Raw genomic sequence first — 23,543 nt, forward strand, 5'->3', positions numbered from 1 at the left:
GGGGAATAAGTGTGTACTTCTTTAATGGAGTCACTTATGAAGTGTGAAAGTTTGAACAGACATGTTAATTTGAACTAACGTGTTTGTTTGGGTGCCTGTGGTCGACCCCCTTATAATGGACATACGCCATGTTATAATTTTATAACAATCCTGTTCGAGGGGGATCGACAAAATGATGAATGAGAAAAAACGAAAAAGACAGCTTTCATTCGAACAAAAATTATATGCCGTTCAAGAAGTATTGGAAAAAGGACGTCATAAAAAAGACGTTGCTTCCGAGTTAGATATCCATATTAATTCCATTACCAATTGGATGAAAATATATAGAGAAAAGGGAGAGAATGGACTTCGTCCAACACCTAAAGCGATCCTACTAGATGAAGCAACAGAGCTCGAACGCCTGAAAAAAATTGAAAAGAAATACAACGAGCAGTTAGTAGAGATTGAAATCCTAAAAAAGTTCCACGCCTTTCTCAAGGAGAGCGAAAAGTAAAAGGATACGAAGCCGTATCAGCCTTGAGAAAGGATTATACAGTTGAACAGCTATGTCATGTAATTGGCGTTTCTCGCAGCGGATATTATGCCTATCTAAAGCGGCCGCTGAAAGAATCCTCGGAAAGAGATCTGAAAGATATGGCTGCTATTCAAAATCTATTTAACGAAAATGGCGGAACTTATGGCGCAAAACGCATCGCAGGAGAACTGCGTACGCGAGACCATATTGTCAACCATAAGCGTGTAGCGAGACTAATGAAGGAAATGAATCTTAAGTCCCGAATTCGGGGTGTGAAATCAAAAAAAGAAGAGAAAACCAAAAGTGCGGGCTATGTATACCCCAACCTTCTTGACCGCGATTTTAATGCCACGCTACCGAATCGCAGATGGGTAACGGATATGTCCGAGCTAATCGTCAAAAACGTGAAATTTTATATTTCAGCACTTATGGACCTTTATAACCGCGAGATTATTGCGTTTGTCGTCAGTGACAGCCCGAATACTGCGTTGATTGATGAGACCATTCGCACAGCGATGGAAACGAGAGGTTTAACCGATTTGAAGAATGTAATTATCCATTCGGATCAGGGAAGTGTCTATCGTTCTTACGATCATTACAAGCTATCAAAAGAATTAGAGTTTATCCCTAGTATGTCACGAAAAGCAAACTGTTGGGATGATGCGGTAATTGAAAGTTTCTTTTCACACCTGAAGACCGAATTCCCGCATCTTTTCTCGGTAAATTCGGCCGAACAGGTGATTGAAGATCTATCTAAATTTATTACATACTTTAATGAAAAATGCAGTCAAAAACGACTGGGTTATTTAACGCCGGTCTCTTTTCTAAACGTCAAAAATAAAGCAAGTTAATGCACAATTATGTGCTGTCTAAAAAATAGGGGGTCGACCACCGGTACCCAAACATTTTAAATTGCACATAAACACAGGTTATCTATCTGTTTATGTGCATCTTCATATTTAAGTGCAAACTATATTATCATCGGATAACCTTGAAAAATATGAATAAGGATAAGTATTTCTAGTTATGTACATATAAATTTATGGAGATATAATACAAACTGTCGATAAAAAATATTGACAGCTATCGTGTACCTATGTTATATTTATCTCGAATTCGAGATAGTTTAATTCGAGATAGCTAAAACTTGATGTTATAGACGGTTGATACAATCGGAACTAGTTTCAAGAAAGTTGAAAGCTGTTTCATATGTTGAACTTATGATTTTCATCTAATCTCCAGCGAAGGCGCTTAACTGGCTTATTGCGGGAGGCATCCTCAAGCGTCGAGCGCTGTTGAAGGAAATCTTTGTTTCAATTTATACTATATAAAATTTTTTTTGGGTATATATCTCGAATTCAAGATATTTTGGTTCTGAAAAATAACAGTCGGGAAGGTCTTGTCGCTGATAAGGTCGATTACCACTGTTCGTAGAAAAGGATACTTGCGAGGAGGAAAAGTAGAAAATGGTTTTTTTTAATAAATTATTTGGAAAACAACAAGAGGAGGAAATGACAATGACGAAATCAAATATAGGGATTATTTTAGGATCAACACGTGATGGACGCGTAAGTCCCCAAGTAGGGGCATGGGTAAAAGAATTAGCAGATAAACGTGGGGACGCAAACTACACGATTATCGATATCGCAGATTACAAATTGCCACTTCTGGGCGAAGCAGGCGGAGACGCATCAGGTGCAGCAGCATGGTCAGAAATTGTTGCAGAACAAGATGGATTCGTATTCATCGTTCAAGAATACAATCACTCTATTACAGGAGCACTAAAAAATGCATTAGATTACTTACGTGAAGAGTGGAACAACAAAGCAGCGGGTATTGTATCATACGGCTCAGTAGGCGGGGCTCGTGCAACAGAACATTTACGTGGTATTCTAAGTGAACTACTTGTCGCACATGTTCGTGTACATCCGGCACTATCATTATTTACAGACTTCGAAAATGGTACAGACTTCAAACCAGCTGCTGTACAGGCGGATTCAGTAAATCAAATGCTAGACCAAGTGATTCCTTGGACAACTGCATTAAATACAGTACGTAAATAATTTTAGCATTTCTATGCGTCACAAAATGTGCCTATGCACATTTTGTGACGTTAATAAATTTTGAGCAAAGCGTTATTAAGTAGATTGATGGTTTTTCTCAGAATTTATGAAGCTCATTCAAAAGAGGAGGAAATCATAATGACAAAACAAACAGCAGGTATTCACCATATTACGGCAATCGTTGGTCATCCACAGGAAAATATTGATTTTTATGCAGGAGTACTAGGTTTACGTTTAGTGAAACAAACCGTTAACTTTGATGATCCTGGCACTTATCATCTCTATTTTGGAGATGGGGGAGGAAAGCCAGGCACCATTATTACATTTTTCCCTTGGGCAGATGCCTATCAAGGACGAATTGGAGATGGACAAGTTGGCGTGACAACGTATGCAGTCCCAACTGGCGCATTAAGTTTTTGGGTCAACCGTCTTGCAACACTTGCGATTCCATTTAAGAAAGCAGAGCGTTTTGGAGAACAGGTGATTCAATTTGATGATCCGCATGGCCTACACTTGGAACTTGTTGAACGTGCAGAAGGTGAACAAAATAACTGGATATTTGGCGGCGTAACACCAGAAGTCGCTATTAAGGGATTCGGTGGTGCAACACTTTATTCAAGTAGACCTGAAGAGACTGCTGAAACATTAACGAATGTAATGGGGCTTGAATTGGTTGGAACTGAAGGAGATTATACACGTTATAAAGCTCCAGCGGATATTGGTAATATCATCGATTTAAAAATGGTCAAGGGTGTTTCTGGCTTGATGGGTGTAGGTACCGTTCACCATATTGCATGGCGGGCAAAAGATGACGCAGATCATCTTGAATGGCAACAACATGCCATGAACCATGGTCAACATGTAACGGAAGTGAAGGATCGTAATTATTTCAATGCGCTGTATTTCCGTGAAGCTGGCGAAATCCTATTTGAAATCGCAACAGATCCACCAGGGTTCGCACATGACGAAACGGCTGAAACAATGGGAACTCGCTTGATGTTACCTGCTCAATATGAACAACAACGTGAGCAATTGGTTAATTCGCTGATTCCAATTCAAGTGCGTCCAATTGATTAAATAAGGGAGCTGATGAAATTGATTTCCATTGATCCTCAAAAAAATAGTGAACGGGATAATTATAAACTGCTCATTGGCTCTATCATTCCTAGACCTATTGCCTTTGTTACGACACAATCTGAGGATGGTATTGTGAATGGTGCACCCTTTAGCTACTTCAATATTGTTTCATCAAACCCACCGATGGTTTCACTTGCTATCCAAAGACCTAGCGAACACTTAAAAGACACTGCTCAAAATATTTATAGTAATCGTCAATTTGTGGTGCATATTGTGGATGAAGACAATGTGGCCAAAATCAATGAAACGGCAGCCTCTATACCTGCAACCGAAAGTGAAATCGAGTTGGCGAATCTTACGCTTGTACAAAGTGAAAATGTATCTGTACCGGGCGTGAAGGAAGCGAAAGTTCGAATGGAATGCAGACTTGTCCAAGCAATTCCACTAGGTGGAGAAGGACCAGGTAGTGATTTGTTTATTGGAGAAGTTGTGCGGTTTCATGTGGATGAAGTAATTTATGAAGATGGAAGAATTGACCCTAGAAGCTTAAATGCGGTTAGTCGCTTAGCAGGCGCTGATTATGCGGCAATTGGTGATATTTTTTCTATTGAAAGACCTAAGTAGTCATCTCAATACTTGAAAGTTATGTCCCCCCATTTGAATAGAAGAGGTAAGTTTTAAAATTAACCTTGAAAAAGCTTTTAAAGCATGTATCGATTTTCTGATTAGGAAGGAAATCAATACATGCTTTTTGTCATATAGCCCAAAATCACCAGTACACGTTCACTGTACTTATTTTGGAAGATTAAGTTGCCATGAGACACCGAACTGATCATTTATCCAGCCAAATTTCTGACTAAAACCGTAATCACCTAACGGCATAAGTGCTTGTCCGTCTGTCATAAGCTTCTCATAAAGATGATCGATTTCCTTTTCGGAATCACAAGTGATATAGATGGAAAACGAGGGGGTAAAGGAAAATGCATGCTTCAGATTACTATCAATGCACATAAATTCTTGTCCTTTTAAGGAAAAGGTCGCTTGCATGACTGTTCCTTCATCTCCAGATTCATTTGCTCCGTAGCGAGAGATGCTCGTAATTTCTGAATCCTCGATGAGTGATGTGTAATAATTCATCGCTTCTTCCGCCTTGCCACCTTGAAACATTAAGAATGGAGTAATCTTTTCCATTAAAATCAATCCTTTTCTCTAGTATTTTAATACTGTGGCTGCTCTCCTGGGACATTCACTTGGAAAGTGATGCCGAACTTATCCTTTACTTGCCCATACAAGGGGCTCCAATCTGTCTTTTGAAGGGGCATAATGACTTGTCCACCGTCTTCCAAAGCGGCGAAGATTTCTCTAGCCCTAGCCTCTTCTGTGGGATGGATGGCCATCTGAATCGCATTGCCTGACTGATAAGGCATGCCTTCGTACGTATCACTGAACATGAGATTCGTCTCTCCAACTTGCAAGTGTGCATGCATAACGCGATTCTTCATGTCATCCGTCAACGGATAATTCGGGTCCTCCGGCATGTCTCCGAAAGTCATGATGCCTATCACTTTTCCGCCAAGCGCTTTCTCATAAAAATGGACCGCTTCTCTCGTGTTACCGTCAAAAATCAAATACGGGTTCAAACTAATTGACATCATTTAACAACTCCTTAGTTCTAATTTTTATATAATGCTAAGCAATTTCCAAGTGGTAGCAACCACTCAACTATTATTACCATAACCACATTTTATATTGTAGAACATACGTTTGTCAATGGGGCATAGTTGAATACTAACAATTTTTTCGTTACACGCACATTATGATTATAGAGTGCCAATTATCCAAACAAACATGTTTATTCGAATGACTGGCACCTGTTTGAAATTTGTTACGCTATTTTTTCTAACTCTTTCTTGTACCTTAGATACGCTATCGCACATATTATGCTACAAATAATCATAAACCAAGGGATACTAAACCTTGAAAGTGCAAGTGGTGTTTCAAATAAAAAAGCGGTTAAAAAGCTCATGCCCTCTTTATCCCAAAGTCCGGGTGTGAAATAGGCTGATTTCAGACTTGGATATTGGACCGTGTTATTAAATAAGATAAATGTGAAAAGTAGTAATGATAGTGTGAAACTACCGTAGTAACTCATCAATCGTTGCAAATAGGCTTTTTCAGATGCAGTATCTGAGAACAACTCATTTAGCCCGTTGGTTGATTTGGTCCAATATTGCGACGAAGAACAGCGTGAACCACCTATATGCTGCCAGCCATAGTCTTCGTATAATTGTATATATTGCTGATACATTTCTGTGGACTTAAACGTTTGGGAATCAAGGCGGATGACATGCTCAAGAATGTTGGTTTTTTCGAAATGATATATTCCAAATGAATTGACCTTCTTGCATATCCACCCATTTTGAATCATCGTATTTAACCATCTTTCCTCTTTTCGTGCATCGATAAACATCCTAAATTTCTTCATTATACTCGCCTCCTTCATAAAGTGAGAGAATGTGGCTCAAACGTTCTTGTTCAATCTGTAAAATAGCAAGCCCTTCGTTTGTTAACTTGTACACTTTTCTTCTTGGATCATCAGTAGGGACGAGTACAATCCACTTGTACTTCAATAAATTCTCGATGGCTCCATACAATGTGCCGGCAGCTATGCGCACTTGCCCCTTGCTCATCACTTCTACCTTTTGCATAATTGCGTAGCCATGCAACGGCTCTCTTAACGCCAACAACATATAATGCATTGTTTCTGTTAAGGGAAGTAACTTATGTCTGCTCATGTAATGATCCCCCCTTGTCATCCGACTATACAGTCAGACTACATAGTTAGATTATATACAGTTCAACTATATATCTCAACTGTATAGTGGCATGAATAAAAAATACTTCTACTATGACAACCAAAAAAGAGGAAACATCCAGATTTAGATCTGAACATTTCCGGTTTTGCAGAATAGAATAACTGCTTTCATAGGTTTTAGTGGTAGAAGCACTAGAATGGTACAAACATTTATATCATTATTTTCGTTAATGACCTTCAGCAGCCATCGCGTCTGCTTTTGTTTTGTGAATGGTACCGAATGGGTGCTCAGGTGGTGCATAGATGGTGTACAGCTTTAACGGTATGCTACCTGTATTGGTAATATTATGCCATGCGCCAGCCGGCACCATAATAGCGGATCCGTTGCTGACATGTCTTACAAAGTGTAATGCTTCTTTACTTGGCCCCATTTGCACCAATCCTGTTCCTTCTTCTATGTGCAGAAATTGATCGACATCAGAATGTAATTCTAACCCAATGTCATCTCCAACATCAATGCTCATCAAAGTAACTTGCAGATGATTACCGGTCCACAGGGCAGTACGGAATGTATGGTTTTGTTTTGCAGCTTGGTCTATATTGATGACGAGAGGTTCTTTTCCATAGTCGTCATGTATGGCATCGATTGATCTTGATGCATCATAGAAGGGTGGTGCAAATGTTTGTGCGTAGCTTGTATTATTTGCCCAATTCCAAGGATCAGCATGATGCATATACCCATAGTGATAGACAGGCATATTTGCATAAGGATACATCTATAACACTCCTCCATTAAGCAGATGATATTCAAGCTATCGTATGTTCCGCATGATGGGAAGGTTCCGGTGTGTGCTTCATCGCCTTGGTAAGAGAACGATTTTCATATTATGTTCCTTTTAGAATGTGGAGCCAGGTGAATAGGGTGGAATTGTGTTGATTCAACGGATTTAATATGAAAAAAGCCTGTATTGGTCTCCTAAAGGCAAGGAAATCAATACAGGCCTTTATCCACTTTTTTATGCTTGAATGGCTATATAAATATCCACTTGCGCATGCTGTGGGTTCTCGCATCTTTCATCATAGAGCTCGAAATCGCCCGTATACGTCCTTTCTACTTCCTGTTGTTCAAACCAACGCCAAATTTCTTGCCATAGTGTAATGACGATTTCTGAAATGGGGCCTTTTTCAGATGTGAAGACCAAATAGGTTGCAGCAGGAACGGTTTTAACAACGAATTCTTCAGGACATTTGCTCGTCTCCTGTATTTCTAAGCCCGCCGTGATATCATATTCTCCATGTACGCCATCTTCATAGTTCGAATACACCCCATATGTCACGGGTACATTTACTGGATTCGGAATCCCCTTGTAGATTTTCTGTCCATAATATCGTTCCCATAGTCCTGCGATCTTCGCATCTGCTGTCATTTCATTTGCATTTGTTGTTCTTACTGAAGTACCCATCATACAAAAAGCATCTTTCTTTTTTAATACTGGTTCACTCATTTTTCTCGCCGCCTTTTTAGGTTTGTTTTCACTATAACAACCTAAACTTGACAACAGTATGTCATATTCATTTTTTATATAAACCAATGATATTTCGAGCCTTTTGTTGAATGGTTTCCTTGATATGCAAGGGCTCAAGCACTTCTACTTTATCCGCAAAACTTAAGATAAATCCGTATAACCATTCGTTTTCAGGTATGTCTATCTTAACGATGGATTGAGCGGTTTCGATTGACTCCACACCAAATTGTTCTTCGATTTTTATGTGGATATCTGGATGAAATGCCATTCTTAACGTGACGACATTTTCCGGTGCATACCATGCTTTATCCCAAGGAAGTTCTTCTTCATTCACTTCTTTTCGAATAAAGGATGTATGACAAAGCTGAAGATCCCGTATCCTCACCAATTTAAACAAGCGAAACGCATGCCGAAGTTGGCAATAGCCATACACATACCAAGTTCGTCCTTTTTGAACAAGTGTATGTGGCTCGATAGTGCGGAAAGTGATGTTTGCCTCGCTACTCGCATAAGAAAAGTTCACACAAGTGGTTGTAGTAATCGCTTGCTTTAGCAGTGTCACTATTTCTTTCAAACGAGCATTTTGTCCCCATGGACTATCATCTATAAATAGATAGTCGAAAGTGGGTTGCTTTTCTTTTGCTGTAATTCCCTCCAATTTTTCTAATACAGTTTTCACAGGAAGGTCTTCATAAGAGGTAAGGACGCTTTTTAAAGCGATGGAGATGGAGCTGATTTCGTCTTTCGTCAGCGTTTGTTTATCCATTTTATATCCTTCAAGCAGACGAATGCCGCCATTGGCTCCTTGATAACTGATGACTGGAATGCCAGCACTACTGAGTGTATCAATATCCCGATAAACCGTCCGAACAGAGACATTAAAGAAGTCAGCAAATTCTTGAGCCTTTATTTGTTTACGATTGATCAACATAATGATCATCGTTAGTAATCTGTCTATTTTCATTGGGTATCTCCATTTACTAATATTGGTGTAATTCCATTGTAACCTTTACTGAATGAAACATTCGTTCTTGTATCTGTAGTATCACATAAACTAAGAGGATTTCCAAATTCATAATAGGGACACAGGTTGATATTTTTTGATGAGATTTAATACTTCCGAGACTTCCGAACGTTGGGTGAAAACTGATTATTCAAGTGGGTATATGATAAAATGAAAGTAGCTTGATCGTTCAATATGACAAGAAAATAGGAGTGGAATACGGCATGAAAAAGGGTTTACTCTTAGTGTTAGGTTTATTGTTAAGTTTGGTAGTAGTGGCTTGTAACAACGATAGTAGTGCGCCGGATGAAGGGGAGACACAGGACATAAAAGAAAAAGTCCATGAATATAGTGTGGGTACTTTTGAAGGTGTAAATGCATCGATTACCTCACATGAACTAGTTGTAGATGACAATGGGAAGAAGACTTCTTTTGACCTTCCAGAGAACGAGTTTTTTGTGTCGATTGCACCATTTGTCGGAACTACACATGAATGTGCGATTCACAGTTTAACGGGCTGCCAAGGGGAGTTAGTCGAAAAAGATTTTGCTGTGTATATTGAGGATGACGAAGGCAATGTAGTGGTGGATGAAACGATTGCGTCTTTGGAAAATGGTTTTATCGATCTATGGTTACCACGTGATCGAACGTATCAAGTAAAAATCGAGTATGATGGCAAAACGGTAGAATCTGAAATCTCTACTTTTGAAGGCGACAATACTTGTATTACGACGATGCAACTAACGTAATAATTTGAACCGTGAATGTGCTAAAGGCATGTATCACGGTTCTTTTTCTATGCGTTTATTGTCTTCATTTTACGGTGGCGTTTTATCTCGTACATGGCATGGTCGGCATGGTCTATAAGGGCTTGCCCTTCGTTCGCGTCTTTCGGAAATTGGCTGAGGCCGATGCTGAGACCGACGGTGACGGTGAGATCCCTATATCTTTCAGCGGTATACCGTGAGAGAGTCGATTGCAATTGTTCCATAAGTTTGTCGACCTGTTGTTTAGACGGAGAATGCTGGATGAACAGTACGAATTCATCGCCTCCAAGTCGTGCGGCAACGCCAGTTTGTGCAACGGCATCTTGCAATATGCCTGCTGTATATTGAAGCACTTCATCGCCAGCTAGATGCCCATATGTATCATTCAGGCATTTAAAATTATCGATATCTATCAACAGCAAGGCAAGTGTTTTCTGTGTTTTTTTACATTCGTCTAATGCACTTTCAAGCTTTTTGTCGAATAATCGTCGATTTGGAAGACCTGTCAAGGCGTCGTGGTAAGCAAGAAACTCTGTTTGTTCTTGGTATCGTTTCTGCAATGTTACATCTTGAAGGATTAAAAGAACATGCAATCGATTGTCGACCCATACATAGTCAGCATTGACAAGCAATGCAAATTGAACACCGTCATTCGCAATGTTTATTGGATAGTCTGCAATTTCTTTTTCTGCAAAAATATTTTCTTTCAGTGAATCATCTAGCAAAGGAAATAAATGTGTCGGTTGAAGATGTAGCGAAGCGAGTAAATTTTTTGCCGCTGGATTCATATCTTGGACCTTTCCTTTTTGATCTAAAAGAAGAATAGCAGATGGATTTAAGTTGAATAGCTTTTCATAACGTTTGTCATATAAATTTAGAAAATCATGTTTTTTCATTGTTCGACGAAGGAAATAGCACCATATAATGCCGCTATATAAGTACGGATAAGGTGGCAGGTGATCCCCGTAGTTGATGTAGCCAAAAATGATATGCCAAAGGACTGCAATCATTATCCCGACGATAAGTTGGTTATAGATGAATTTTTGCTCACGATTTTTTGCCTTTGCTTTGGCGATTAGCAATGGAATTACATATAAAACATCCACCGCGATGCTGATGGTCATAGCAATATAATATCCAGTATTGTATACAGGAAGTTTCCACATGCCAACTTCTACAAACTCTTGGGGAGAAATGAGCTTTGCTCCTGTAAGTATGTTGACAACAACGAAAACCACCGGCAAGTAGAAGATGTAAGGGTATAGAAATCGGGGCCAGCTTGTATAGAGGCCTGTAAATTTAATAAGAAAATGAAAGCATAGTCCAATAATGATAAAGCCTGCACTGCTTAACCAAATAGAAGAAAGGATTGGGCTATAGTCGATAGCCACTTGGTTTCGCACGTACTCTTCTACGAATAATAACAAATAACAGATTGCAATTAGACTTAGCAATATATGCTCAGTTTTTTTCTTATTACGCAACAGTACGTCAGTTGCCATATATGTAAAAAACAAAATAGGAATACCGTGAGTAAGTAATAGGAGTAAGGCTTTGTTAAGTTCCAACTAGATTACCTCCGAAAGATTAGCTTTAGTTATAGAATAGCTTAATTTGTCCCGGTTGTATTGTGTTTTATAAATATTCGGGAATCCAATAGTATGTCATCCTCTATGTTTGGGCGACTGGCACCTTTTAAACAATATCCAATATATGTCGATATAAAAAGATAAGAAACTGAATAGGGGGTGTTGGGAAATGAAAGTGTTTAGTGGATTAAAAGTAAGTCCGGTCACAAAAACTTTTTCACCGCAGATCATCCATAAAACGAATAACGAGAACGCAGAGAAATCTGGCAAAAGAGATTCTATTTTCATTAGCGACGAAGCGCGGGCGCGGTTAGGGGATTGGCGGGAAAGGTCTGCCAATATGATTGAAAGCTTAATGGAGAAACGCCAAAAAGTTCAAGAGGCGAAAAGTAATTTGATAGAACGTACATTGGGAGCTGGGGAAGAACTTTCGACAATTAAAGAGCAGCTAGGGGCATTCGATGAACAAATTGCTGAAATCGAAGGGCAAATGGCAGCGATAGAAGCACAGAAACGTGAGCGAGAGCAGCGTGAGAAAGAAGAAAAGCAACAAGCTGCTGCTGAATCACAAGAGAAATCTGAAAGCGTACAATTGACATCATTGCTTCAATTTGTTCAATCGCTCGAACAAGTTAATGCGTTAAAGCAAGTGAAAGTGCCTCTTGAAAATGCGCATCGTCGACTTAAAACAGAAATGAAAAATGACATGGAACGCGGGACATTTTCAGAAAGTAAGGCGAAGAAAATTGAAGAACTCGCTGGACGTATGCGAAGCCTTGATAGCGCAATGCATAACCAAATTAGAAAAGCACAAGAGTCCTCGAATGATATGAATGAGAAAGCTTCTGTTGAGGAAGAGCAAGAAGGGTAAGTGATTAGTGCCAGTCGCTCATGTTTTATTTGAGTGACTGGCACCTTTTTCACTATTAGGCTTTGGCGAAGCGTCCTTTGAAAACATAACTTAACGTAATTAGGACATAGATCGATAGGGTAATACTCGTGATGACTATAGAAGTCGTAAAGATAATTCCAATTAGAATAGCACATAAAGCAGTAACGGCTACCCACGTTGTATAAGGATAGAATTTCACTTTGTAGCCGCTTGTTTGTTCAGGCATTGTTTTACGTGATTTAAGATGAGCAATCGCAATGATTAACCAGATAAATAAAACCGTATATCCTAGAGATCCCATTAAATATTCAAATGTTTTACTTCCTGCAAACAAAGAAATGATTACACCAAGATATAAAAAAGAAGTACATAGTAAAATTGCATAAGTAGGCACGCTTTTTTTAGATAGACGGGCAAAGATTTTTGGCATAAGTCCATCCATAGCTTGTGTGTATAGAACGCGGGACGAACCATATAAACCAGAATTCATCGATGAAATAATCGCTAGTAGGATAACAGCGTTCATAATGTGATCAGCACCTGGAATCCCAATCATTTTAAATACCATCACAAACGGACTTTCAGGTACGCCGTTCACTTCTGTCCATGGAATTAGACTGACAATGATGAAGAACGGAATGATATAGAAGGAAATAATCCGTACTAATGTATTACGAACGGCTTTCGGAACAACTTTTTCCGGGTTTTTCGTTTCAGCTAACGTAACACCAATAATTTCGGTTCCGCCATAAGAGTAGATCACAACGAGCATCGCTGCAATAAACCCTGTTGATCCGTTAGGAAAGAAGCCACCGTGCTGTGTTAAGTTAGAAAAACCAACAGCTGTATGATCTCCAAAAGTGACGAGTAATAGCAATAGTCCAGCAATAATAAACACAACAATCACCGTGATTTTAATTAGAGCAAGCCAGTACTCTGTTTCAGCAAATGCTTTTACGGACAGTAAGTTAATGGCTGTCACAGCGACAGATACACATAGGGCGAGTATCCAAATCGGATATTCCGGTAACCAGTATTGTAGGAAGATGGCTGCAACGACGGCTTCAGCTGCAATGTTTAATACCCACATCTTCCAATAGATCCAATCTAGAAAATAAGCGGGGTATTTTCCGAGAATCGATTCTACTAAATCTCTAAATGTCCTTGCGTTCCGATTACGAACAGCCATTTCAGCTAGACCTTGCATAACGAATAATAGAATAATTCCACCGAGCAAATAGGCAAAGATAACCGATGGACCTGCCATATCAATGGCTGAACTACTACCTTTAAATAATCCGGCTCCAATAGCGCCTCCTAAAGCCATCATCATAATATGGCGAGAAGTCATTGTCCGTTGTAATTGCTGGTTGTTTTTCTCCATAACAATCCCTCCACTAATAAATGTAATAGATCTGTATAGGTCGAACTAAAAAATTCCACTAACAACGCTCGGCGCTTGCGGATGCCTCCCGCCATAAGCCAGGCAGAAAACCACTGCCTGGTTTCCGGCTTCGGCGACCGCTTGTAAGGCGCCTTCGCTGGAGAGTAGATGAAAATCATAAGTTCAATTTATATAGAAAAAGGCTTATCGTCTCTTCCTTCATAAATTAAATGAAAGAAGAGACGATAAGCCTTAGGCAAACCGCGGTACCACTCTTGTTGGTTCATAACGAACCCAGCTTTAAAACCTTGTAACGGAGGTTACTCGTTAAAACATAAGAATAGTTTAACTATTCTTTTCGTCTTACCACTCCCGGGCGAGTTCAAAGTATTATTGGACTGCGTTGCACCAACCCGCAGCTCTCTTGACCGAATAATGGACTCTTACTACTCCCAATCATTGTGTTGTGAAATGCAATATATTGCGAACGTGATGAATGTCATTACTATACGGAGATATAATTGTATTGTCAATCCTTATTCGAAAATACTATTTTGGGGGATTGTTCGAATGATTAAATCAATTTTTGAGGGAGCCGATTTTTAGATTTTATGGATTAGCATGATCCTTATTGAATGTTGCGTGCTAACAAACCGAATTCGTTCAAGTGATAGCAGCCGAAAAAACATGGGGCTTCTGTGCGAGAAATCATTAAGTCGCACAGAAACCCCATTTGAAATTAGATTAAATTTTTAACAACTTTCGACATCGTACCGCCGTCTGTTTTCCCAGCAAGTAATGGTTTCGCGATTTTCATGGCTTCACCCATATTCATACCTTTTGTAACGCCAGCTTCTGTTAGCATCGCTGTGATTTCATCCTCGCTAAGTTGCGCAGGCAAGAAGCTTTTGAGCAGGACTAACTTTTTTTCTTCTTGTTCAATTAAGTCTTCACGCTGTGCTTGTTGTGCACCATCTAGTGATTGGTTGGTCTGTTTGATCTCACGGTTGACGATGGCTACTTCCTCTTCCGTTGAAAGAGCTGCCCCTTTTTCCTTTTCCGCGCTATCCAATGCTGCTTTCAATAATGTCAGTACTCCTTTTGAGAGCACATCCTTTTCTCGCATAGCATTCTTTAACTGTTCGAATACGGTTGTTTTTAACATTGTGAATCGCCTCCCATTAGTGGTTAACAGTGCTTTGCATCCTTGTATTATCGCATAAATGAAGGGTATTACCTAATACATTTGTTTTGGTGTCCCATAGTCAGGATATAGTTGAATAAAATTCCAAGCCTGATTAAAAAATGAATAGATTTGGATGATACTGGCGATTATGGGTGGTAAGTAATATATGAATGGAACTGTAAGGAGGAGCACGAAGTGGCAGACAAATCGACGGGCACAAACGAGAAAAGCGGGATGAGTCGACGTACGTTTATAAAAAATTCGGGATTAGTTGCTGGAGGATTAGTGGGTGGAGGTCTATTTGGAGGCCTGTTAACAAACCAGTTTCAAAAAAAGCCGGAGTTGGCGGCGTTCTCAGATGAGAAAATTAGTGGCGGTTTACAAGAGGCCCGTGTGTTTATTAATCGCGCTGAAGATTTTAAAATTTTGTCGGCTGCAACCGAACGTCTTTTTCCTAAAGATGATGTAGGTCCCGGTGCTATTGAGTTAGGTGTCCCGTACTTTATCGACAAGCAATTAGCGGGTGAGTGGGGGATGAATGCCAAGGAATATATGAAGGGTCCTTTTATTACAAATATCCAAGCAGCGGGTAATCATAATAACAGCGGTAATCAGGATAGCCAAGGGCCGAATGCGGCGACTCAAGTACCGACGCCCACGCCGCGCTACCAGTCTATATTAAATCGCGGTGAAATTTTTACGTTGGGACTCCGGAGAATAGACCAAGTATCTCAAGAGGATTTCGGGGCAAGATTTGTTGACTTAGCGCCAGAAAAGCAAGACGAAGTACTGCGTATGTTTGAGGAAGATAAAGTCGAACTGAAAGGTGTAGGCTCTTCGAACTTCTTTTATATGCTTCTACAGGTGACGATTGAAGGGGCTTATGCCGATCCGGTATATGGCGGTAATAAGGACATGATGGGCTGGAAGATGAAAGAATATCCGGGTCCGCGAATGAGTTACTTGGACACAATTGAAGCGGAAGAATTCATTGTAATGGAACCAGAAAGTTTACGGAATTATCAAGGTCATTAATTTAGGGGGGGAATTGAAATGGTCATTAAATTAGACAAAGTGGATGTAGTGGTGGTAGGTACAGGCTGGGCAGGTGGTGTTGTCTCTGCCGAACTTTCAAAAGCAGGCTATAAAGTCGTTGCGTTAGAACGTGGTAAAAATGTGACCCGGGAAGACTATATTGGCGTGAAAGATGAGCTACGTTATACGGATCGTTATGAGATGATGCAGAACCTAGCATCTGAAACCATTACGTCTCGAAATTATATCGACGAAACAGCATTGCCTGTTCGAACACGTAAAGAAGTAATGGTAGGCACGGATTTGGGGGGCGGGAGTGTGCACTGGGCAGGTGCGACATATCGCTGGAAGCCTTATGATTTTGAAATTCGTAGTAAAACGATTGAACGTTACGGAGAGAAAAAGATTCCCGCTGATATGACCATTCAAGACTGGGGTATCACATACGATGAGATGGAACCGTACTATGATCGTTGGGAGAAAACCGCAGGAATTTCAGGGGAACCGGACCCAATTGGTGATATGCGTTCCAGTGATTATCCTAATCCGCCAATGAAGTCATCGCCAGCTGTCAACTTGTTTATGGAAACTACGAAAAAAATGGGTTACCACCCTTATCGAGTGCCGTCAGGGAATTTATCGCAACCTTATACGAATCCTGATGGGGAAAAGATGAATCAGTGCATGTTTTGTTCGTTTTGTTCACATTATGGATGTGACTTCGGTGCCAAATCTGATCCACTGGTGACGGTGCTTCCAACAGCCATGAAGACCGGAAATTTCGAAGCCAGAACAGGTGCCTATGTTCGTCGTGTCTTATACAATGATGGTAAAGCAACAGGTGTCCTCTATACGGATGTTATGACTGGAGAAGAATTTGAGCAACCTGCAGATGTGGTTGTACTAGCTGCCTTCACATTTACGAACAATCGTTTATTACTGTTATCTAAGATTGGACAGCCTTATGATCCGAAAACGAGAACAGGTGTAATTGGAAGAAACTTTAATGCTCAATTTAATATTACTTTTCTTGGTGCGAGAGGATATTTCAAAGACAAGAAATTTAATTATTACATGGGAGCTGGCGCATTAGGTGCGACGTTAAGTGATTTTGCAGGCGATAACTTCGATCATTCCAATGTAGACTTTATCAATGGTGGTGGAATCGAATTACGACAATACGGAGACGGAGCAATTGCGACCAACCACGTGCCAAAAGGTACACCAGGATGGGGCGAAGAGTTTAAAAAGAACTCAGTCTATTATGCAAATCGCTCCCTTGTCGTATGGTATACAATGGCAACCATGTCCTATTGGCATAACTTTTTAGATTTGGATCCAATGTATACGGACAGTTTCAATGATCCACTACTGCGTGTCACTTATAAATATACGGATCAAGACCGGAATATGGCTAAATTCGGCATCGAGAAATCACGTGAAATCATGGAAGCAATGGGCGCGGACATCGTTGACGAGGATGAGGTTCCAGAAGAATTTGATCATATCTATGATGGTATGCATTACGCAGGCGGCGTCATTATGGGAACGGATCCAGCGACGTCTGCGGTTAATAATTATTTGCAAATGTGGGACGTCAATAATCTTTTCGTAGTGGGCGCATCTGCCTTTCCACAATTTGCGGGGCATCACCCAACGGCAACAGTGGGAGCATTGGCTTACCGTGCGTCCGAGGGAATTGTGAATTACTTGAAGAATGGTGGTCAATTAGTGAAAGGCGAACAAAAAAGTCATAGTATTTGATTCATGGTGCTAGTTGCTTGTTCAAACACGTTAGTTCTAACTAATGTGTTTGTTTGGGTGACTAGCATCATTTCACTTCAGTTGACACACATCCCATACATGTTATATTAGTGTGTATATGAATATATGCTCATATATAGTTATAGGAGGCGGATAAATTATGAATGAAAAAGAGTCAATCATTCACCATGTATCGCATTTGGACGAAGAAACATTATTTGTGGTGTCTCAAACATTTAAAGCATTGAGTGATCCAACACGTATACGTATCTTAAATTTATTATGCGTGGAAGAGCATTCTGTCAATGATATCGCAGAAACGTTAGATTTAGGCCAGTCGACAGTTTCGCATCAGTTACGCTTTTTGAAAAATTTACGGTTGGTGAAATTTAGAAGAGAAGGTACAACGATTTATTATTCGAAAGATGATGACCACGTGATGAATTTGCTCACGCAAGCGATTGAGCATGCGACGCATAACTAAGTAGAGAGGGAAGGGGTAGTATGGGACACAATCATGAACATACACATAGTACCAATAAAAAAGTATTGCTGATCTCATTTTTTATCATTGCCAGTTATATGATTGTTGAGGTTATTGGGGGTTTTGTTACCAATAGTTTAGCCTTGTTATCAGACGCAGGGCATATGCTAAGTGATGCAGTGTCATTGGGGATTGCTTTAGTCGCTTTTTCATACGGCGCAAAGGCAGCGAGTCAAAGTAAGACATTTGGCTATAGGCGTTTTGAAATATTAGCGGCTGTGTTAAATGGTGTGACGCTTGTATTGATTGCTTTGTATATTTTTTATGAAGCGATTCAACGCTTTGCCAATCCGCCTGAAGTGGCGACAACCGGAATGCTTATTGTCAGTAGTATTGGTTTAGCTGTCAATATTTTGGTGGCATGGATAATGATGCGTGGCGGGGATGTAGAAGACAACTTGAATATGCGCGGGGCATACCTGCATGTGATTAGTGATATGCTTGGCTCAGTTGGGGCCATTGTTGCAGCGTTGCTGATGATGTTTTTTGGCTGGGGCTGGGCGGATCCATTGGCGAGTGTCATTGTCGCTATACTCGTTTTACGTAGTGGTTATTTTGTAACAAAGTCTAGTTTGCATGTGCTAATGGAAGGTACACCGCAAAATGTTATAATCGATGATGTGATTCAAACGCTTCAACAAATACCAGGTGTTGAAAGTGTTCATGATTTACACGTTTGGTCGATTACGAGTGGGTTGAATGCGTTATCTTGCCATATAGTTGTCGATGCGAACATGACTATTGCTGAAAGTGAACCCTTACTACGAAAAATCGAGCATAATCTTGAGCATCAAAACATTCGGCATGTAACAATCCAATTAGAAACATCTGCACATCCGCATGATGATTCGATTTTATGTACAGTAAAAGCTGAATCATCGGGGCATCACCATCATCATTAAATTTTTATCCGCAATATACCCTTATCCAGTGTTGAAATGCCAGTCACTCAAATGTATTTTTGAGCGACTGGCACTTTTTTTGCTGTGTCTTTGGACCCGTAGACGTTTTTTACACCATATTCTAAAATTAACCAATAGAATAACTTCAATATTCAAAGTATAAAAGCGGATGTCACGGGTTTTTAAGGGGAGATTATTATGACAATTGATCATGAAGGAAAACGAAAACAGCTAAAAGTGATTCAATTTGATAAAGATCGAAATACGCTTATTGAAAAGACAGAGCCGAGTGAAACTTTTGCGGACGTTGGTGGTTTGGAGGAAGTTAAGAAGAAGATTCAGATGAATTTTATCCTTCCTCTTAAAAATCCGGAGTTTTTTAAAGCGTATGGCAAAGAAGCGGGAGGAAGCTTACTACTTTATGGACCACCAGGTTGCGGGAAAACCTTTTTGGCAAAAGCGATTGCTGGTGAAATAAACGCTAGCTTCATACATATGGAATTACAGGCGATTTTGTCAATGTATATAGGGGAAAGTGAACATAATCTTCACGATGTATTTGAAGCGGCGCGGGAAAACAAACCATGTGTTTTATTTATTGATGAATTGGATGCCATTGGCGGAAACCGACAAAACATGAGACAGCATCATGAGCGGATGCTTGTTAATCAGTTACTTCTTGAGTTGGATGGCTTAGCTTCTCATAACAATGGGGTATATGTCATTGGCGCAACGAATACGCCGTGGTATTTGGATTCTGCATTGCGGAGACCCGGCCGTTTCAATCAATTGCTATTCATTTCCCCACCTGCTGAAGAGGAAAGAGAGCTCATTCTAAAATTAAAGCTGAAAGATAAACCCCAGAATTCACTTAATCATAAAAAAATTGCTAGTAAAACAGCACATTTTTCAGGGGCAGATCTTGAACAACTTGTTGGAGATGCCATCGAGACTGCATTACATCGTTCATTGGAAACGGGCGAATTGCAACCGTTAACGAATAATGATTTAAATGAAGCGTTGATCCGACGTAAGCCAACGACTTTGGAATGGTTTTCAACCGCTAAAAATTATGCGACCTTTAGTGATGTAAATAAAGACTATCAACAAGTACTGGATTATTTAAAAGACAATAAGATTAGATAGGGTGTGGGATGCGTGAACGAAGAGGCGCAATATGCACAATTCCTCCGGATTGAACAATTATATGAGTGGGGTCGTTTGGAAGAAGCTATTAGAGAGACGGAAAACTATATTCAACAATACCCTGAAGATGCGGATGGCTATGCCACACTCAGTAAAATCTATTTACAGCAAGATGACTTCAAAAAGGCTTTGCATTGGTCACTAGAAGCATTGAGGAAAGATCCAGAAAATGAGGTTGCATGGGCAACTAGGGTAGGGACGCTGTATACGGAGAGAAAATATGATGAAACGATGACTGCAATCCAAGAAGCTTTAACACTGTTTCCAGAAGAAGGGTATTATTATTTTTTAGAAGGTAACATTTATAATCAACGCGGGGATTTTAAGAAGGCGAAAGAGGCCTTTCTTGTCGCTTTAAAAATTGAACCTTCTAATGCAATGTATCTTGCAAATTACGGTTATGTTGAAAGTATATTGGGGAACCAAGAACTTGCTCTTCAAGCGGAGGAACAAGCGTTGCAACTAGATCCAGAGAATCCAACGGCCTTTATGTATTTGGCTTGGGCAGCAAACGAAAGAGGAGATTACGCACAGGCGTTGTTCTATTTAGAAAGTGCGGTCCGATTAAAACCTGATAGTCAACAACTCAGAGAAGAGTATTTGGAGATTTTACAAAAGCAATACAAAGTGTACCAATGGTTCTTGGTGCCGGCAAGATGGTTATCGAAAGTGAAACCAATTGTTTTATTTATTTCGTGGTTTGCCGCTTGGATATTATTTAAGCCGCTTGTCATTGTCTTTCTTATTTTATATGTTGCTGCTCATTGGACAACAAAAATGATTGTCAATGTAAAAGTGTTTGGCAAACCATTTGTAAAGGTGTAAATAATGCTAGGCGATTGTTGTGTAGGTGACTGCAATCTTTACAGTTATCAATTTATCTTCATTCAGCAAATCTTTTTGTACTGAGAGCGAAGCGTCAGCTACAGAAAACTCCCACCTCGATAGGTGGCGAGATAAATGTGGTTTTGTTTCCTGTTCAGTGGGTGTTCAAACACCCGCTGAACGAAGATAAAGCCTCCGGTGGATGTCACAGATTTTTTAGGGGAGCTAAGAAGGCAGTCTAAGTGCGCGACGTCCTGTCGCGCACTTAGACTGCATGACCAACATCCTGTTGGCCCCGAGCTCGAAAAAAATCTGGAAGCAATTACGCCGAGGCGTAATTGATATAGTCTTAAATACCAATACTGAAAAGTCCTCGATGATTTTTGGTCGAAGGGCTTTTTGGGTTAGTGGAATATAGTTGTCATATTCTTATGTAAATCAAAGGAGTCTTCCAATTCTCTTTATGCTAAAGTTAAAGCAAAGATGGAGATTATTTGCAGTTGCGGTTTTATTCGTTATGTTCCTTACGGGCTTGCGTTTATTTTGGATAACGGCTTTTAAGGATGCAGATCAACCACAAATTGTAGGTGGAGAACTGGATTTACGAAACTGGGATTTTTCAGAGAATCCATCTATTACGTTAGATGGTGACTGGACGTTCAATCCTTATACATGGTTTGGAGATGGCGAGGATACGGATGTGAAAGAGCCGCAGCCTATTACCGTTCCAGGAAATTGGGATGCTTCGTTGAACCCGGAAGATCCTAACCCGTACGGTTATGGTTCGTATTGTTTACGCATTCTCGTTAATCCGGCAATCGATTCAATCTATGGCATTCGGATTTCCGGTGTTCGAAGTGCGTCGTGTACGGAAACGGGCAGTTGCTAGAGAAATCAGGGGGAGGGGAAAGTGAGGAAGATTCGGTTGGGTGGAATATCCCTTACTCCTCGTCCTTATTCATGAATGATGACGGTGTAATTGAGGTGGTAATCCAAGCGTCAAACTTTCAGGCACCCGATAGAGGTGGGCTGATTCAATCGGTTAAGTTTGGAACGAAAGATGCCATTGCATGAGAGGTCAGACTCCCTGAGAACTTACAACTTATCACTGCTGTTATATTTTTAGTACATGCGTTATTCGCCTGTATATTATTCTTTGTAGGATTTAAGGATAAAAGGTTGCTGTATTTTGCGATGGCAGCAGTCGGCATGATGCTCTACAACCTATTGGCAAGTGATGAACAAATTTTACTAGACTGGCTCCCACTTGGTTACAGTTGGGCATTTAAGGTGACTTGTCTTTCTTTGCTCGCATTGGCATTGTTGACGATTATTTTGCCCTTACAATACCTGTCTGTGATACCAAGCTTGTGTTTTGCAGTTGTAGTAGTTTCGGCTTTGTTCGCTGCGTTCGCATTGCTTCAAGCATCCTTTACAATCCATCATGGAAGTTTTTTGTTGATGATGTCTATCGTCTCGATGGGGCACCACTTTGTATGGTCGAATATTTTTACCACAACGGGTATCAAAGTGATGTATTATCCATTTGACTTAATACTCTCCGTTGTTTGTTTGGTAGCTGTTTAGTTTAGACATTATCACCAAAACCATTTAGAAACGAAGAAACTGGCAAAGAAACTCCAACAGGCAGATAAATTTAAAGATGAAATTCTCGCCAATACTTCCCATGAACTTCGTAATCCGCTTCACGGCATATTGAATACGTCGCAAGCCGTGCTTGAGAGGGAAAGGCAGACATTGAGTACGAACAGTCTAACCGACATGGAAACCGTTTTATCCGTTGGGCGGCGTATGTCACTCATGTTAAATGATTTGCTTGACGTGACGAGTCTAAAGGAAGGTAGTCCGAAATTACAATCGAGGGATATGTAAAGGGGAAAAATGCTTATATTGTTATTTGGGATACAGGAATTGGTATGGACTTAGCATTTACTTTTACATTACCGATATCTGATGAACCGATTGTCGATGAGGTGGGGGCGTCCGATACTCTTATGGGGTTGGCAGTAGCTACGTCTTTCGACCAATATGAAGCTCAACAAGAATTTGTTGTGAATCGATCAAGAATACTCGTTGTAGACGATAATCCGATTAACTTACAAGTCATTCATAGTATTCTTTTCGCAGACCGTTGTGACGTTTTGGCAGTAACAAGTGGTGAAAAAGCATTGGCGGCACTGCATGCAAAAGAATGGGATTTAGTCATTTCAGATGTCATGATGCCACAAATGTCTGGATATGAACTGACACAAATGATTCGTCAACGCTTTTCGATGACAGAACTTCCGATACTGCTGCTGACAGCTAGAAGTCGGCCAGCCTATATTGAAAATGGCTTTTTAGCAGGTGCTAATGATTATGTAACAAAGCCTGTGGATGCTTTAGAACTCAGGTCGAGAGTTCATGCTTAGACGAGTGTTACACAATCGA

General features: G+C 40.2%; 28 protein-coding genes and 1 other annotated feature. Of the genes, 18 read left to right on the forward strand and 10 right to left on the reverse strand.

From position 1 onward, the window contains the following. Positions 1–172 precede the first annotated feature (172 nt). From MKY34_RS04295 to MKY34_RS04315, 5 genes are all read left to right on the forward strand, one after another. On the forward strand, positions 173–493 hold the full coding sequence (locus tag MKY34_RS04295; protein ID WP_342513203.1) for a transposase: 321 nt from the start codon (positions 173–175) through the stop codon (positions 491–493). 23 nt (positions 494–516) lie between these two features. Further along, complete coding sequence (locus tag MKY34_RS04300) at positions 517–1,365, forward strand: IS3 family transposase (protein ID WP_342513991.1); 849 nt, start codon at positions 517–519, stop codon at positions 1,363–1,365. Positions 1,366–1,980: 615 nt separating this feature from the next. Then, positions 1,981–2,577, forward strand: coding sequence for an NADPH-dependent FMN reductase (locus MKY34_RS04305; protein ID WP_342513992.1), 597 nt, complete (start codon positions 1,981–1,983; stop codon positions 2,575–2,577). Between the two features lie 138 nt (positions 2,578–2,715). Beyond that, positions 2,716–3,654 carry a ring-cleaving dioxygenase gene (locus MKY34_RS04310; RefSeq protein ID WP_342513993.1) on the forward strand — a complete coding sequence of 313 codons (939 nt, stop codon included), beginning with the start codon at positions 2,716–2,718 and terminating at the stop codon, positions 3,652–3,654. Between the two features lie 18 nt (positions 3,655–3,672). Continuing rightward, positions 3,673–4,278: a flavin reductase family protein gene (locus MKY34_RS04315; RefSeq protein ID WP_342513994.1), complete on the forward strand. Its 606-nt coding sequence runs from the start codon at positions 3,673–3,675 to the stop codon at positions 4,276–4,278. A gap of 168 nt (positions 4,279–4,446) precedes the next feature. On the opposite strand, the gene MKY34_RS04320 is transcribed toward MKY34_RS04315, so the two are convergent. The 7 genes from MKY34_RS04320 to MKY34_RS04350 form a co-directional block, all read right to left on the reverse strand. Beyond that, positions 4,447–4,845 carry a VOC family protein gene (locus MKY34_RS04320; RefSeq protein WP_342513995.1) on the reverse strand — a complete coding sequence of 133 codons (399 nt, stop codon included), beginning with the start codon at positions 4,843–4,845 and terminating at the stop codon, positions 4,447–4,449. A gap of 26 nt (positions 4,846–4,871) precedes the next feature. Further along, positions 4,872–5,306, reverse strand: coding sequence for a VOC family protein (locus tag MKY34_RS04325; protein ID WP_342515188.1), 435 nt, complete (start codon positions 5,304–5,306; stop codon positions 4,872–4,874). Between the two features lie 233 nt (positions 5,307–5,539). Then, a complete protein-coding gene (locus MKY34_RS04330; protein ID WP_342513996.1) occupies positions 5,540–6,139 on the reverse strand; it encodes a DUF2812 domain-containing protein in 600 nt (199 codons plus the stop codon). Then, the gene (locus MKY34_RS04335; protein ID WP_342513997.1) at positions 6,126–6,449 is read right to left on the reverse strand and encodes a PadR family transcriptional regulator; all 324 of its coding nucleotides are present in this window, start codon (positions 6,447–6,449) and stop codon (positions 6,126–6,128) included. The genes MKY34_RS04330 and MKY34_RS04335 overlap by 14 nt, the downstream gene beginning before the upstream one ends. A gap of 247 nt (positions 6,450–6,696) precedes the next feature. Beyond that, positions 6,697–7,245 (reverse strand): cupin domain-containing protein, encoded by a 549-nt coding sequence (locus tag MKY34_RS04340; RefSeq protein ID WP_342513998.1) that lies wholly within the window; start codon positions 7,243–7,245, stop codon positions 6,697–6,699. Positions 7,246–7,485: 240 nt separating this feature from the next. Next, complete coding sequence (locus MKY34_RS04345; protein WP_342513999.1) at positions 7,486–7,974, reverse strand: GyrI-like domain-containing protein; 489 nt, start codon at positions 7,972–7,974, stop codon at positions 7,486–7,488. Between the two features lie 67 nt (positions 7,975–8,041). Then, entirely contained in the window at positions 8,042–8,959 is a 918-nt protein-coding gene (locus MKY34_RS04350) for a YafY family protein (protein WP_342514000.1), read from the reverse strand. Positions 8,960–9,222: 263 nt separating this feature from the next. On the opposite strand from MKY34_RS04350, the gene MKY34_RS04355 reads away from it, so the two are divergent. Then, positions 9,223–9,747 (forward strand): CueP family metal-binding protein, encoded by a 525-nt coding sequence (locus MKY34_RS04355; RefSeq protein WP_342514001.1) that lies wholly within the window; start codon positions 9,223–9,225, stop codon positions 9,745–9,747. 47 nt (positions 9,748–9,794) lie between these two features. On the opposite strand, the gene MKY34_RS04360 is transcribed toward MKY34_RS04355, so the two are convergent. After that, entirely contained in the window at positions 9,795–11,333 is a 1,539-nt protein-coding gene (locus tag MKY34_RS04360; protein WP_342514002.1) for a diguanylate cyclase, read from the reverse strand. Between the two features lie 190 nt (positions 11,334–11,523). Here MKY34_RS04360 and MKY34_RS04365 point away from each other — a divergent pair, with 190 nt between their 5' ends. Continuing rightward, positions 11,524–12,225: a hypothetical protein gene (locus tag MKY34_RS04365; protein ID WP_342514003.1), complete on the forward strand. Its 702-nt coding sequence runs from the start codon at positions 11,524–11,526 to the stop codon at positions 12,223–12,225. Positions 12,226–12,280: 55 nt separating this feature from the next. On the opposite strand, the gene MKY34_RS04370 is transcribed toward MKY34_RS04365, so the two are convergent. Both MKY34_RS04370 and MKY34_RS04375 read right to left on the reverse strand, forming a co-directional pair. Further along, the gene (locus tag MKY34_RS04370; RefSeq protein WP_342514004.1) at positions 12,281–13,630 is read right to left on the reverse strand and encodes an amino acid permease; all 1,350 of its coding nucleotides are present in this window, start codon (positions 13,628–13,630) and stop codon (positions 12,281–12,283) included. 235 nt (positions 13,631–13,865) lie between these two features. After that, positions 13,866–14,099 (reverse strand) — a binding site (T-box leader). Between the two features lie 270 nt (positions 14,100–14,369). After that, complete coding sequence (locus MKY34_RS04375; RefSeq protein ID WP_342514005.1) at positions 14,370–14,795, reverse strand: GatB/YqeY domain-containing protein; 426 nt, start codon at positions 14,793–14,795, stop codon at positions 14,370–14,372. Positions 14,796–15,011: 216 nt separating this feature from the next. Here MKY34_RS04375 and MKY34_RS04380 point away from each other — a divergent pair, with 216 nt between their 5' ends. From MKY34_RS04380 to MKY34_RS04430, 11 genes are all read left to right on the forward strand, one after another. Continuing rightward, entirely contained in the window at positions 15,012–15,851 is an 840-nt protein-coding gene (locus MKY34_RS04380; protein WP_342514006.1) for a gluconate 2-dehydrogenase subunit 3 family protein, read from the forward strand. Positions 15,852–15,869: 18 nt separating this feature from the next. Beyond that, positions 15,870–17,615 carry a GMC family oxidoreductase gene (locus tag MKY34_RS04385; RefSeq protein ID WP_342514007.1) on the forward strand — a complete coding sequence of 582 codons (1,746 nt, stop codon included), beginning with the start codon at positions 15,870–15,872 and terminating at the stop codon, positions 17,613–17,615. 160 nt (positions 17,616–17,775) lie between these two features. Further along, the gene (locus MKY34_RS04390) at positions 17,776–18,099 is read left to right on the forward strand and encodes a metalloregulator ArsR/SmtB family transcription factor (RefSeq protein ID WP_342514008.1); all 324 of its coding nucleotides are present in this window, start codon (positions 17,776–17,778) and stop codon (positions 18,097–18,099) included. A 20-nt stretch (positions 18,100–18,119) separates the two neighbouring features. Further along, a complete protein-coding gene (locus MKY34_RS04395; RefSeq protein ID WP_342514009.1) occupies positions 18,120–19,061 on the forward strand; it encodes a cation diffusion facilitator family transporter in 942 nt (313 codons plus the stop codon). Between the two features lie 198 nt (positions 19,062–19,259). Further along, complete coding sequence (locus MKY34_RS04400; protein WP_342514010.1) at positions 19,260–20,207, forward strand: ATP-binding protein; 948 nt, start codon at positions 19,260–19,262, stop codon at positions 20,205–20,207. Between the two features lie 12 nt (positions 20,208–20,219). Continuing rightward, a complete protein-coding gene (locus MKY34_RS04405; RefSeq protein ID WP_342514011.1) occupies positions 20,220–21,092 on the forward strand; it encodes a tetratricopeptide repeat protein in 873 nt (290 codons plus the stop codon). Between the two features lie 418 nt (positions 21,093–21,510). Next, positions 21,511–21,981: a hypothetical protein gene (locus MKY34_RS04410; RefSeq protein ID WP_342514012.1), complete on the forward strand. Its 471-nt coding sequence runs from the start codon at positions 21,511–21,513 to the stop codon at positions 21,979–21,981. Beyond that, positions 21,975–22,166: a hypothetical protein gene (locus MKY34_RS04415; RefSeq protein ID WP_342514013.1), complete on the forward strand. Its 192-nt coding sequence runs from the start codon at positions 21,975–21,977 to the stop codon at positions 22,164–22,166. Before MKY34_RS04410 ends, MKY34_RS04415 begins: the two co-directional genes overlap by 7 nt. A 105-nt stretch (positions 22,167–22,271) precedes the next feature. Beyond that, positions 22,272–22,679 carry a hypothetical protein gene (locus MKY34_RS04420; protein WP_342514014.1) on the forward strand — a complete coding sequence of 136 codons (408 nt, stop codon included), beginning with the start codon at positions 22,272–22,274 and terminating at the stop codon, positions 22,677–22,679. Between the two features lie 81 nt (positions 22,680–22,760). Further along, a complete protein-coding gene (locus tag MKY34_RS04425; protein ID WP_342515189.1) occupies positions 22,761–22,985 on the forward strand; it encodes a histidine kinase dimerization/phospho-acceptor domain-containing protein in 225 nt (74 codons plus the stop codon). Between the two features lie 44 nt (positions 22,986–23,029). Then, positions 23,030–23,524, forward strand: a complete 495-nt coding sequence (locus tag MKY34_RS04430; RefSeq protein WP_342514015.1) for a response regulator — start codon at positions 23,030–23,032, stop codon at positions 23,522–23,524. Positions 23,525–23,543 lie beyond the last annotated feature (19 nt).

The organism is Sporosarcina sp. FSL K6-1522, from assembly GCF_038622445.1.
Taxonomy (GTDB): Bacteria; Bacillota; Bacilli; order Bacillales_A; family Planococcaceae; genus Sporosarcina.